Below are 13,142 nucleotides of genomic sequence, written 5' to 3' on the forward strand. Positions count from 1 at the left end.
TTTTATGATTAAAATTGCATGTTAACACCAAACATATACGATTTAGCTTGAGGATAGAAACCTCTATCAATTCCAAGAACACCACCCCCAATTTCTGGGTCATATCCTGTGTATTTTGTAAAAGTGAATAAGTTTTCGCCTGTTACATACAGTCTGACTTTTTGAATACCAATAGAATTTATAAGTTTTGTAGGAAGAGAATATCCTAATTGAATTGTTTTAATTCTTATATAATCCCCATCTTCTAAATGAAAGTTTGAGGGATTGCTAAAGTTTCGGTTCGTATCATTAGAAGTCAATCTTGGATATGTATTTGAAGTTCCTTCACCAACCCATCTTCCTAAAGCTTCAGTTTGATAATTGGCATATCCAATATCCAATCTTCTTAAACCTTGATAGATTTGGTTTCCAGCAGCTCCTTGAGCAAAAACCAATACATCAAATCCTTTATATTCAACGTTTACGGTAAAACCAAAAGTATAGTCAGGAAGCGGATTTCCAATGAAAGTTCTATCATCATCATTAATAGTACCATCACCATTGATGTCTTTCCATCTGAAGTCTCCGGGTTGAGCATTTGGTTGCATTAAATTTCCATCTGTATTGGTATAAGCATTAACTTCATCTTGATTTTGGAAAATTCCAGCGGTTTGATAGCCATAGAATGAATTAAAAGCTTCACCAACCTCTGATCTTGTAATTGGAAATGCTCCAGATTGTACCGTTGGTCCTGTTAAATGGTCAACAGTTCCAATATAAGTAACTTCGTTTTGTACGAAAGAAACATTCGCATTTAGAGATAGGTTTACTTCACCAATTCTTTTACGGTATCCTAATTCGATGTCAAAACCTTTGTTTTCCATATCGGCTACGTTTCCTACAGGGTTTCCTGTAGCTCCAATATATCCAGGAATGATTACATCCATCAAGATACCAGTTGTTTTTTTGTTGTATAAATCGAAAGTAAGATTGAAATTTTCAAAAAGTGTAGCATCAAATCCAATATTGGTTTGAGTGGTTTCTTCCCATTGTAAATCTGGATTTGAGGGTGCATCCGGACTATATCCAGGAATCACAGTTCCATCTGGTCCAATTGAATAATTTCGTCCTCCTGAAACAGTAGATAAATATCTAAAAGCTCCAATATTATCATTTCCTGTTACTCCAAATCCACCTCTAACTTTCAATTGAGTGATAGCCTTGTTCTCTATCCAAAAATCTTCTCTTGATGCCACCCATCCCAAAGAGAACGAAGGGAAAAGGCCATATTTTTTGTTAGAACCAAAATTAGTAGATCCATCTCTACGAACGATTCCTGTAAATAAATATTTTTCATCATAGTCATAGTTCAATCTTGAAAATAAGGAAACTACCCTGTGTTCAGATCCTCTGTAGTTTTTATATCCGTAAGCAGTTATATCTTCACTTGGATGTCCGCTAAAAAAAGCTGCATTACGATAATCATCCGCTGGAATATTTCGATATGTTACACCATTGCCACTAGATATACCATCTACATAGGTACCTTGACCTACAAGAGCATTAAAATTGTGTTTCCCAACTAATTTCGTGTAGGTTAATGTGTTTTCAACATTCCAAAGAAAATTTCTATTTGAATCTTGAGAAATATTATTTACTGGTACGGCAAATGAAGAGTTAAAATAGGAAACGGGTGTGAAACTATAATTCCCCCAGTTTGACACTTTAGCACCAAAGGTTGATTTGAATTTTAAACCTTTTAACGGCTCAACTTCAAGATATGCATTTCCCACTAAATCGTTAGACCAACCGTAGTTTCCTAAACGAGATCTCGTATACGCTAATGGATTTGACATTTCTTGAAGCACTAGTGAAGAAATTCCATAAGGATTCCCCATTTCGTCTCTAAAAATTCCCGCTTGGTTAGAATAGGGTGCCATATTGGCTACAGCTGGATCTGTTACCACAGCTGGTGTAATTGGATCCAAATTGATTGCAGAAGCCAAAGGTCCTCCAAATTCACTATTTGTATTGCCAATTCCAATAGTTTTTGTATCAGTGTAGGATAAAGTTTGCCCGAAAGTCATCCATTTAGAAATCTTGTGGGTAGAATTGATACGTACGTTTTTTCTATTAAAGTTAGAAATTTGTGATGCTACAATACCTTCTTGGTCTAAAAGACCAAATGAAAAATAAAAGTTTGAAACATCATTTCCGCCACTAAGGCTTAGTTCATGGCCTTGTCTTTGTGCATTTTTGCTGAAAATTTGATCTTGCCAATCTGTTCCTTTTCCATATGATCCAGCATTTGGAGCAGGAAGAGTAAAATCAGCTGGTTCACCTGAATATCCATTGGTATAAGACTCGTTTATTAAAGTGGCATATTGATCCGCATTTAATAAATCAAGTTTTCTGGCAACAGATGAAAAACCTGTAAATCCGTTATAATTGACGCTAATTTTACCTGCTTTTCCTTTTTTTGTGGTCACTAAAATCACACCTGCTGCAGATCGTGACCCGTAAATTGCTTGCGAAGCGGCATCTTTTAAGACCTCAATCGATTCGATATCCGATTGATTAAGAAAACCAATTCCTCCAGCATCCACTATAACACCGTCAATAACCCAAAGTGGTTCGTTGTTGCCAAAAGTAGTAATACCACGAACTCTAATTGTTGCACTTGAACCTGGTTGCCCAGAATTTGCAGCAATTGTAACCCCGGAAGCTCGGCCTTGTAATGCTGACTCAACACGAGTAATCGGCAAATTTTCTAAATCTTTTGCCTTTACACTCGAAATAGCACCTGTAACAACACTTTTCTTTTGTGTACCATAACCTACCACTACAACTTCTTCTAAGTTTTGGGTGTCAGGTTTTAAGGAAAAATTAATGGTGCTTCTACCATTTACAGCTTCTTCACCCGTTGCATAGCCGATAAAGCTATACGTTAATGTGCTGCTTGATGGAGCAGTAATTTGATAATTTCCATCCATATCCGAGGAAGTGGCGGATGTAGTTCCTTTCACTGCAACTGTCACGCCAGGCATTGGAAGGCCTACTTCATCTACAATATTTCCCTTCACAATAATGTCTTGAGCATAGATGTTGAGTGAGAATAGAATAGACGAAAAACAAAAAAAGAGTAATTTTGTAAATTTCATAATTCTGAAAATTTTGGTTAGTTAATTATTGATTCGAAGCAATATTATACCTATTTTTTTTAAATCAGCAATTAATTATCCTTACAAAAACACATCAACTTAGTAATTTTTACTAAACAAAAACACATCAAATAATTTTTAATTAATTGATAATTAATCAGTTGAAAATTATTTTTAAATGTTACGAAAACGTTAACTTAAAAAAACAAACACTACATTTATAGAATTATTGAATTAACATATCATTTATTGGTCTTTAAGTATTACTTAACAGTAAATGAGGAGTAAACAACCCCATTATTTAGTCATTATGAGATTTTCAACTTTTCTTATGCTTACCGTTTTTATGGTAGGGTTACAATTAGATGTATTTGGTCAAGTAAAAAATATCGGTCTGCCTGAAATTACCAATTATAAAAGATCAGATTATAAAGGTGGAACTCAAAACTGGGGAATCGATCAAGATGCAAATGGGAATTTATATTTTGCTAATAATTCTGGTCTTCTAAAATTTGATGGTTCGGCTTGGCATGAATTTCATCTTCCCAATAATTCTTCCATCCGATCGTTGAAGGTTGGAGATGCTAACAAGATCTATGTGGGGGGGTATAATGAATTTGGCTATTTTCAACCCAATAAAAAAGGTAAATTCATTTATCAATCGGTTGCTAAATTGGTGAATGAAAATAATAGACAACAAATTGATTTTATTTGGAAATTGCATCAATTTAAAAATGAAATTGTTTTTCAGGCTTTCGAGAAGGCCTACATCTATAATGGTAAAACCTTAAAAATACTTGAAGCTCCCGGGAAATTTCAATTTTCATTTGTGGTAAATGATCGATTATATTTCCAAGACAGTTCTTTCGGATTAATGGAATATGTGAACGGAAAATTGGTCCCGCTACCCGAAACAATGTCTTTGAATGCTACAGAAGTTTGGGGAATGTTTGCCTTATCAAAAACAAAGATGCTGATTACGACGCTAGACAAAGGGTTGTTTTTATATGAAAATAACAAACTAACGCAGTGGCAAACCGAAGCCAATTCTTTCTTGCAACAAAACAGCTGTTTGGGAGGAGTTGTGATTCAGAATAGGTTTTTAGCTTTTAATTCAGTGCTAGATGGAATTTTGATAACCGATTTCAACGGAAGAATTGTGCAACATATTAACCGAAAAAAAGGAATGCAAAACAACACTGTCTTGGCCTCTTTTATTGATAGCAAGAATAACTTGTGGTTGGGACTCGATAACGGAATTACCTTTATAAACGAAAGTTCACCTTTTACTTATTTCGGATTCAGCTATGGAATCAGTACGGTTTATGCTTCGGTTGTTTATCAAAATACGCTTTATGTCGCGACAAATCAAGGGCTTTTTTACCATTCATGGGATAAAACCTTCAAGGAAGATTCTTTTGAATTAGTAGAAGGAACTACGGGACAAGCTTGGAACATTCAGGTAATAGACGGACAATTATTTTGTGGACATAATAGAGGATTGCTTCAGGTTTCTGGCAATAAAGTGATTCGCACTTTGGATTCGAATGGCTACTGGGGTTTGAAAAATATCCCTAATCAGCCTAATCTTTTACTGGGTTGTCACTACAGCGGTTTTTCGATTTTTCAAAAAATAGGTAGCGTTTGGAGTCTTCGAAATCAAATTGAAGGAATGACCAAATCTGCAAATACTTATGAGATAGAAAACAACAATGTTTGGCTCAAAAAAGATGAACTCTTATATCAGATGAAACTCAGTACTGATTTTAAAAAGTTTAAATCGATTAAAACCTACAACAATTTGTCGCCAACTGAAAAAGGTATTTCCAGCATTCAGTTGATTAACAACAGGGTATATTTTCAGAACAACAATCATTTTTATAGGTATTCTGCCGAAAGGGATTTATTTTTTGAGGACAAGCAAATTAGTATTTTATTCAAAGATTTGCCTATTATTCGTTCGTCTTTTCAGGATAAGATCGGAAACATTTGGTATGTTTATGATGAATCGATAGGCGTGCTGAAAAAAGATAACGAATCGGGTTACAGGAATATTTTGGCACCTTTTTCTAATCTAACGGGAAATATTTTATTTAATTATCTGTCTATTAATACAATCGATCCACAAAATATTTTTATTGGAATGACGGATGGATTGGCACATTATGATCCGGAACTTAGCACTAACTTTTCTTCCAAACCAAAAGTGTTTATCAAGAGTTTCACTTTTCCAGATGACACTTTGATTGTTGGTAACATTCCTAAAAGTAAAAGTCCCTACACACTTAAATACAAGTCCAATAATGTGAAATTTACTTTTTCGTCGCCCACTTATGAAAATCTTGAAAATGTAGAATTTTCCTATAAGCTTGAAGGTTTTGACGAAAAATGGAGCAATTGGAGCAGTGTTTCGATGAAAGAATATACCAATTTACAAGAAGACGATTATATAATGAAAGTGAGAGTTCGAAACAGTTACGGGATTGTTTCAGAAACAGATGAGGTTGCATTTACAGTTTCACCTCCCTTTTACAGGCATTTTTTAGCTTATATTTTTTATCTGATGGCTGCCGTTGGAATTGTTTACGTCATTCGATATCGCATTAAGATGAAAATCCGAAAAAATAAATATTATGAAACGGTCGAACAGCGAAGGCTTTATTTGGAAAAAGAAGCTAAAATTAGGCAGGAACAATTTGAACTGGAGAAAGAAATAGAGCGACTCAAAAACGATAAGCTGAAGATTAAAATTTTGGCGAAAGACAAAGAGTTAGTCAACAATTCGCTTCAGGTAGTGAAAAAGAATAAAATTTTGAATGGTATTATTCATAAACTGAAAGACATTGATGTAGAAAACCTTGATGATTCGGTGAAGTTTCAATTTGGCAAACTCAACAAAAGTATCGTCAAGGAAGTGAATGCTGATAAAAGTTGGAAGGATTTAGAGAAGCACATCAAGAATGTTCATTTTGATTTCCTGAAACGATTAAAAGAAAAATATCCCACGATTTCACCTCGTGAGCTCGATCTTTCGACCTATCTTTTGATGAATATGTCGACCAAGGAAATTGCAGAGATCATGAACATATCGAGTGGTGGAGTAGAACTGGCCCGTTACAGATTACGAAAAAAACTTGGGCTCAATAAAAAAGAAAATCTGATAGGGTTCTTGATGAGTATATAATATAAAAAAGCGTCTACAATTAGACGCTTTTTTATATTATAAAAGGCTGTTATAAAACAAAATAGGTGTTTTTCAGAGGTGCAATATGATGTTCATTTGGAAGTGCCTCAATTTTGTCTTCCTCAAATTCATCACGGTATTCGTTGACCATCTGCATCAAATTTTTCTCGATATTGTTTGAAATCGCAGTAACCGGAGTATCAGTTGGACGACTTTCAAATGGATCTTGAAGATGAATTGCCATTTTTTCGATCAAGAAAAAAGCGGCTCCAATTGTTGTTACTAACGGGATTTGCAACCATCCTATCAAATCGTTTAATCCGAAAGGCAACAAGATCAAAAACAAACACAGCGTGAAACGGATATACATGCTATAGGTAGTTGGGAAAATTGTGTTTTTGATCCGTTCACATTTACCCATAGAGTCACATAAGCGCGTTAATGTGTTGTCGATTTCTACTTGCTGATACACATTAAGATATCCCTTTTGACTGGCAAGTTTCAAGTCTTTTGAATGCAAAATCAGTAAGGCATTCGGAACGTGCTTGTGCTTTTTTACAAATCGCAATTCTTCTTGCGAAAGCAAATTTTTTATAGGTTTGATGGGGTCTTTACCACGAAGAGCTTGTCCTAAACTATAGCACCAAGCCGCCTGTCGATTGGCAAATTTTTTCTTGAAATCACTGGCTTCTACAGAGAAATCAGGATCTTTATAGAAGGTCATAACTTGTCGGACCAAGGTTCTAGAATCATTGACGATAGCACCCCAAATGATTCGGGCTTCCCACCATCTATCATAAGCTTGGTTGGATTTGAAGGCTAATAGCAAGGAAATAATCGTTCCAATAATCGTTGGAATTGCGATTGGAATATTCAATGCATTTGCTTCAAAAAAAGAGTGAGCGACTTCGAAGGCAATCACATAAAAGATCACCAATATCAGCTCGAATTTTATCTTTCCCAAGACATATTTCATTGGGATTTTCTTATTTAGTAGCATAAATTATTTTTTTAAGATGAATAACGATCACATCGTTTAGCGTGTCGTTTTTATACAAGTTCTTCGTAAACCGAAAGAACAGGAAGTCCAAGTAGTTCGTTTACAGCAATTTTGTTTTTTTTCTTGAACGAAATTTTCTCAGGTTTTCTAGTTTCAATCAGTAAATTGATTTTGTTTTTAGAAATGGCTTCAGAAAGGATAGAGGTCATATCTTCAGGCACTTGACTTTCGAGCATTTTTGCCTGGCTTACAATCTTGCAATCAAAGTCGTTTTGGATCAATTGCTGTACGTCTTCTGCTTGAAATCTCGATTTTATGGTCTCGATATATAATGCTTTTGATAAATCTTGTTCTTCACAATTTTCCGTCAAATGAAGGATTGGTGATTTGCAATTGCATAAAAGTTGAAGGCATTGTTGCTGTATTCTTTTGGCGGAAGCCTTATAAGAAGGAGTAACTATTGTAAGGCAAATGTTGTGGTACTCAATCAGATTTTTAATCAAGGGAGAAGAAATCCCATATTGATGGTGAACCTTGAGAGTGCAATTTTCGGTTTCGTTCACGATTTGACGAATGTCATTCAAGACATTTTTTTGGGAAACCGTCATTTCGCTTTTGATGCTTCTTAGAAAAAAAGAGGGCGATTCAGTATCAGGAACTTCTGCTACAATCATTAGCATGATCGTGCAATTTTCGTCTTTAAATTGTCGGATTGCAGTTTTTACAGCATTGACAGTATCTGCTTCAAGTGTCGTAGGGATCAGTAAATTTTTCATATGTATAGCTTTTTATTTTTTTATACATACAAAGTAACCACTGCAACTTTAGAGCAACCTTAATTTAAAATTAGAATTCCCTAAGATTTTACATTAGAATTTTTAATGTTGGATTTATCGAAGATAATATTCACCACCGTTCCTTTTCCTGTCTCTGATTGCACTTGGATTTCGCCATTATGCATTCGGATGATTTTCATTGCCAATGGAAGTCCTAAACCATAACCGGTATACTTTGAAGCAATTTTTCCGCGGAAGAAAGGTTCATACAAATGCGGAATATCCTCAGGCGGAATTCCGATTCCAATATCAGTGATCGTAATTCTTATGAAATTTTTTTCTGCCAATAACGATACGAAGACTTCATCATTGTCAGAATATTTTACACCATTGGAAATGATATTGTTCAAGGCAAGTTCCAATAAAGGTTTATTGCAAGGAATGGTCAACAAATATTCGTCGTCTGGAAGATTGCCCAATTTTATATTCACACGGTTGTTGGGATAAATTTTATCGACATCAACTTTCACGTCCATCAGCAATTGGTCAATTCTCGCAATATCGAGCACTTGCTTGTTACCGTCATAACCCGTTTGGGTAAGCTTGAGCAAACCTTCGGTTAGGTTGCCAAGTTTGGAAGCTTGCTTGTGGATGTTTTCGAGCGATTGGATATAATCTGCTGTTTCACGTTCCTTTAGCAGCATGATTTCGCTTTCGGCAATGATAGTTGTTATAGGAGTTTTGAGTTCATGAGAGGCGTTGTTGATAAAGTTGGCCTGAATTTCGAAGGAAGTTTCCAATCGATCCAACATGTCGTTGAAGGTTTTGGTAAGGTCCGAAATTTCATCCGAATTGTCAACATCAGGAAGTCGGTTGTGGAGATTTGAGGCACTGATTCGCTTTACTTCTTTGGTGATTCGAGAAACAGGATTGATGAATCTTTTGGCTAAAAACCTTCCAAAAAAGTAGGCCATCACCACAAAAGCAATTCCTCCAAAAAGCATAATTTGGATGATATAAATCGCACTGGTGTTTCCCCGACGGTCTTTTGCACTTACAATTACCATATATTTCTGACCCGATTCGTTAAAAACCTGACCATAATGGTAGATGTGATTTTCCTCGGTCCAACCCGAACCATTTTTCATCACTTCCTTGTAGAATTCGGGTTCAAGGTGCAACTCCGTATTATATTCGAAACTGTTTTCTCCGTTTATTTTCAGCACATAATTTTTTTCTTCAATCAATTCCTCAAGCCCTTCTTTTTTGAAGTCCTGAAAATATTTTGCCTTTACAGGATCGTTCTGATAATGAATCGATGCTGCGATTTTAGCACGATCATGAAGTCTTTTTAGAAAATAATATTGGTTATTTTGTTTGAATAAAAAGAAAACGACGATGCTCAACAGCAAGGTGCTGAAACAGGAAAGTGCGATATAGGTTACCGTAATTTTTTTCCGAATTTGCATACTATGATTTTATGACATATCCCAAACCTTTGATGGTCTGGATAAGATTGCTTTGATAGGGCTTGTCGATTTTTTTTCTCAAATAATTAATATATACATCTACAACATTAGTATTCATGTCAAAATTAATGTCCCAAACATTGTCAAGAATTTTTTCCCTTGATAGAATGGTACCCGAATTTTTAGCGAGATAATACAATAGCTTGAATTCCTTGGCTGTCAAAGTGATAATGTCGCCTTCGCGTTTCACGGATTTCGACCGTCCGTCAATTTCCAAATCGTCAATCGTGATGATGTCGTTTGGCTTGTTATCTTGATTGGCACGACGTGCTAAAGCACTAATTCTAGCTTCGAGTTCCGAGAATTTAAAGGGTTTTGCTAAATAATCATCTGCACCAGCATTCAATCCTGTTACCACATTTTCAGTTGTTCCTAAAGCCGTTAGAAGTAAAATTGGGACGAAATTTTTTGATGCCCTAAGTCTTCGGCAAATTTCAATTCCATTGATTTCTGGTAGCATGATGTCTAGAACAACCACATCGAAAGTGTGATTTTGAATCATTTCCAAAGCAGTCCTGCCATCCATAGCAACACTCACATCGTTGTTGTTTTCAGAAAGTCCTTTTCGGATAACCGACAATAAATTGGGCTCATCTTCCACAACGAGTAACTTCATAGGAATAATTTTAAGGGTAAAGAGGAATACAAAAATACTAATTGAATTCTTAAATTTATGTAAAACCACTAACTAGCATGGTGATTTTTGAAGAATTCGTATAGCTCTAGGCTTGTTTGGTGTAATATCGAAATTATTCTATTCTAAATTTATTGATATCTGAAAGAAGACTGAATTTCTTTTTTTCGTTAAACAAAAAAAGCATCTATTTCTAGACGCTTTCTTTTTCTTAAAATTGCAGAACTTATTTTTTCTTTGCTTTTTTTACTTTTTTCTCAGGCAATAATGTAAACGAACTTGCCAAAAAGCGATTATCTTTTACCTCTCCTGTAACTTCCGCTTGACGGATTTTGGAACAAAAACCATCTTCGGCATGGGCATCCCCGTGGTCGTCCAGCTTCGTTCCATCAACAAAATAAGGTTTTCCATCAATCTTTACCGCCAAGTCACACCCTTTTTTATCCTTCATCCCAAAGTTGCATTGTCCACAAGAAGCTTCTACAACTTGAGGTTTTGTAATCTTTTTTTCTTGTGCATTTACTCCGAAAGCAAACAGAAAGCATGCGATTGTAAATATGTTTTTCATATTATTTATAGGTTACAGTTACTAATTTCGAAGCATCTTTCGCTCGTTCTACAATTTCTTCGATGGGTGTTTCCAAAGTATCATTTGCCAAAGCAACTCCCATTCTTCTATAAGGTCTTGAAGTTGGTTTTCCAAATATACGGAAATCGGTTTTGGCCAGTCCTGCAATTTTTTCCAATCCTTCAAAGCCTGGATTCGATGAATTTTCGGAAGCCAAAATTACCGCACTAGCTCCATGTTTCTCCAATTTGATTTCAAAAATTGGAAGGCTTAAAATCGCACGAAGATGCAATTCAAATTCGTTGAAGTTTTGTGTTCCTGCCAAAGTCACCATTCCAGTATCGTGTGGTCTTGGAGATAATTCGGAGAAATAAACCCCATCATCTGCCAAGAAAAATTCCACACCAAAAAGACCTGCACCGCCAAGAGCTTCGGTCACTTTTTCGGCCATATCTTGTGCTTCAAATAAATCCTTGTCGGAAATTCGAGCCGGCTGCCAACTTTCTTGATAATCGCCACGTTCTTGTCTGTGCCCGATTGGAGCACAAAAAAGCGTCGGATTATTATTTTGGGTAACCGTTAAAAGCGTGATTTCTGAATTGAATTTTACGAAAGCTTCCACTATTACTTCCACCACATCACCACGCGAACCTTCAACAGCATAGTTCCATGCTTTCTCAATATCTTCTTCCGATTTGATTGTTGATTGTCCTTTTCCAGAAGACGACATTAGCGGTTTTACCACACATGGAATTCCAACTTCCAGAACCGCTTTATTAAGTTCTTCTGCTGAAGTGGCATAGCGGTAATTGGCAGTTTTCAGTCCTAATTCTTTTGCAGCCAAATCGCGAATAGCTTTTCTATTCATGGTGAAATTTGCCGCTTTCGCAGATGGAACCACTGTGATTCCTTGTTTTTCATAATCATAGAAACGTTCTGTCCGAATCGCCTCAATCTCAGGAACTATAAAATCGGGTTGGTGCTTGGCAACGATTGCATCCAAAGCATCGCCGTCGAGCATATTGATGATTTCAAAACCGTGAGCCACTTGCATGGCTGGAGCATTTTCATAACTGTCGACTGCGATAACAGTTTGTCCAATTCGTTGTGCAGCAATAACGAATTCTTTTCCGAGTTCTCCAGAACCTAGTAGTAGTATTTTCTTTTGCATTGTTGTGTTGTTAGAAGCTTTAAAGGTAACAAGTTTAAAACTTTTGGGCAAGAAATGTTTGGAGTTGTATACTATTGAAAAGATTTTTAAGTTATGGTAAAGGGTTGTCACTTTAATTTTTAAATCATCTTGAATGCAGCATAAATTACTCTTCTTCTTTTTATTTTTCTTTTCTTTCTTTGGCAATGCTCAACAACGCGTTCTGACGGTCAAGGATTCTATAACCAATGAAGCACTTCCTTTTGCAAGTGTGAGTTTGCTTAATGGTTTCGGGATGTTTACAGACGATAACGGACAAGTAACAATTGGACAGGATGCTGCTGAAAAAATCAAGATTACGTATGTAGGATATGCATCCAAGACGGTTTCGATTAGTCAATTAAAAAATACTATTATTTTCTTGAAGCCTGAAGCCAATGCATTAAGCGAGGTGAAAGTGGTAGCTTCGAAAAAGAATAAAAAAACACGAAAAGATTTTACTGTAAAACCTCAATTGCATGACAATATCAATAAGATGTATTGGTCTTCAATAGGGCAACAATATGCTTTTTATATTCCGAGTTCAAAAGAAGACGGAATTCTGAAATCCATTACGATTCCGCTAATTGTGCAAGATATTCATCAAGGAATGGCAGAAGATTCATTTGAGATCAATCCCTATGGAACGATGGTTAAAGTTGAATTTTTGAGTAGTGCCAATAACTTACCCGATGCGAAATTAAATGAGTATGAAAAGAAAGTCATCATTCATTCAGGCAAAGTATCGGGACAAATCACGATAGATTTTGAAGAAGAAATTGAAATTCCCGAAGAAGGTTTGTTTGTCGCCATGACTATCATCGGGAAAACCAATAAGCAAGGAATCTATGTGCCCGAAATGCCGTATGCTATTCGTGAATTACCTGATAGAAAAAAGAAAATCCTCAAGATTATCCTTCCAAATTATGCCTTGGTTGAAGCTCCAAAAGGTCAACTGACCTATTTTAGAAATGTATTCAGCGATATTACAAAATGGGAACGAATCACAAGACCGATGGTGTATAAAAATGAGAAAGAATATCCATTTTTGAATGTTGGGATTGGATATACTTTTTCGGGGTATTAGTTTTTTATTTCTTCTGAATAAACTTTACAGTTAAA

Annotated in this window: 9 protein-coding genes; 2 read left to right on the top strand and 7 right to left on the bottom strand. The window is 35.7% G+C overall.

Annotation, left to right across the window (positions count from 1 at the left end; all coding sequences use genetic code 11):
* Nucleotides 1-8: 8 nt before the first annotated feature.
* On the bottom strand, nucleotides 9-3,140 hold the full coding sequence (locus G508_RS0103225; RefSeq protein WP_026703972.1) for a SusC/RagA family TonB-linked outer membrane protein: 3,132 nt from the start codon (nucleotides 3,138-3,140) through the stop codon (nucleotides 9-11).
* 331 nt (nucleotides 3,141-3,471) lie between these two features.
* On the opposite strand from G508_RS0103225, the gene G508_RS0103230 reads away from it, so the two are divergent.
* On the top strand, nucleotides 3,472-6,324 hold the full coding sequence (locus G508_RS0103230) for a helix-turn-helix and ligand-binding sensor domain-containing protein (protein WP_245569839.1): 2,853 nt from the start codon (nucleotides 3,472-3,474) through the stop codon (nucleotides 6,322-6,324).
* Between the two features lie 49 nt (nucleotides 6,325-6,373).
* Here the strand turns inward: G508_RS0103230 and G508_RS0103235 are convergent, their stop codons facing one another.
* The 6 genes from G508_RS0103235 to purT form a co-directional block, all read right to left on the bottom strand.
* Nucleotides 6,374-7,324: a bestrophin family protein gene (locus tag G508_RS0103235; protein ID WP_026703974.1), complete on the bottom strand. Its 951-nt coding sequence runs from the start codon at nucleotides 7,322-7,324 to the stop codon at nucleotides 6,374-6,376.
* 50 nt (nucleotides 7,325-7,374) lie between these two features.
* Nucleotides 7,375-8,100: a hypothetical protein gene (locus tag G508_RS0103240; RefSeq protein ID WP_026703975.1), complete on the bottom strand. Its 726-nt coding sequence runs from the start codon at nucleotides 8,098-8,100 to the stop codon at nucleotides 7,375-7,377.
* Between the two features lie 80 nt (nucleotides 8,101-8,180).
* Nucleotides 8,181-9,569 carry a sensor histidine kinase gene (locus tag G508_RS0103245; RefSeq protein WP_026703976.1) on the bottom strand — a complete coding sequence of 463 codons (1,389 nt, stop codon included), beginning with the start codon at nucleotides 9,567-9,569 and terminating at the stop codon, nucleotides 8,181-8,183.
* A gap of 1 nt (nucleotide 9,570) precedes the next feature.
* Entirely contained in the window at nucleotides 9,571-10,245 is a 675-nt protein-coding gene (locus G508_RS0103250; RefSeq protein WP_026703977.1) for a response regulator transcription factor, read from the bottom strand.
* Between the two features lie 244 nt (nucleotides 10,246-10,489).
* On the bottom strand, nucleotides 10,490-10,831 hold the full coding sequence (locus G508_RS0103255; protein ID WP_026703978.1) for a DUF6370 family protein: 342 nt from the start codon (nucleotides 10,829-10,831) through the stop codon (nucleotides 10,490-10,492).
* Between the two features lies 1 nt (nucleotide 10,832).
* On the bottom strand, nucleotides 10,833-12,002 hold the full coding sequence (gene purT / locus G508_RS0103260) for a formate-dependent phosphoribosylglycinamide formyltransferase (protein ID WP_026703979.1): 1,170 nt from the start codon (nucleotides 12,000-12,002) through the stop codon (nucleotides 10,833-10,835).
* A gap of 133 nt (nucleotides 12,003-12,135) precedes the next feature.
* Between purT and G508_RS0103265 the strand changes: the two genes are divergently transcribed.
* Nucleotides 12,136-13,107, top strand: coding sequence for a carboxypeptidase-like regulatory domain-containing protein (locus tag G508_RS0103265; protein WP_026703980.1), 972 nt, complete (start codon nucleotides 12,136-12,138; stop codon nucleotides 13,105-13,107).
* The last annotated feature ends 35 nt before the right edge of the window (nucleotides 13,108-13,142 follow it).

It is taken from the genome of Flavobacterium soli DSM 19725 (genome assembly GCF_000422705.1).
Lineage (GTDB): Bacteria > Bacteroidota > Bacteroidia > Flavobacteriales > Flavobacteriaceae > Flavobacterium > Flavobacterium soli.

Coding starts and splice junctions, on each gene's coding strand:
- G508_RS0103255 (WP_026703978.1), bottom strand. CDS start 10,831: ATGAAAAACATATTTACAATCGCATGCTTTCTGTTTGCTTTCGGAGTA.
- purT (WP_026703979.1), bottom strand. CDS start 12,002: ATGCAAAAGAAAATACTACTACTAGGTTCTGGAGAACTCGGAAAAGAA.
- G508_RS0103250 (WP_026703977.1), bottom strand. CDS start 10,245: ATGAAGTTACTCGTTGTGGAAGATGAGCCCAATTTATTGTCGGTTATC.
- G508_RS0103265 (WP_026703980.1), top strand. CDS start 12,136: ATGCAGCATAAATTACTCTTCTTCTTTTTATTTTTCTTTTCTTTCTTT.
- G508_RS0103245 (WP_026703976.1), bottom strand. CDS start 9,569: ATGCAAATTCGGAAAAAAATTACGGTAACCTATATCGCACTTTCCTGT.
- G508_RS0103235 (WP_026703974.1), bottom strand. CDS start 7,324: ATGCTACTAAATAAGAAAATCCCAATGAAATATGTCTTGGGAAAGATA.
- G508_RS0103230 (WP_245569839.1), top strand. CDS start 3,472: ATGCTTACCGTTTTTATGGTAGGGTTACAATTAGATGTATTTGGTCAA.
- G508_RS0103240 (WP_026703975.1), bottom strand. CDS start 8,100: ATGAAAAATTTACTGATCCCTACGACACTTGAAGCAGATACTGTCAAT.
- G508_RS0103225 (WP_026703972.1), bottom strand. CDS start 3,140: ATGAAATTTACAAAATTACTCTTTTTTTGTTTTTCGTCTATTCTATTC.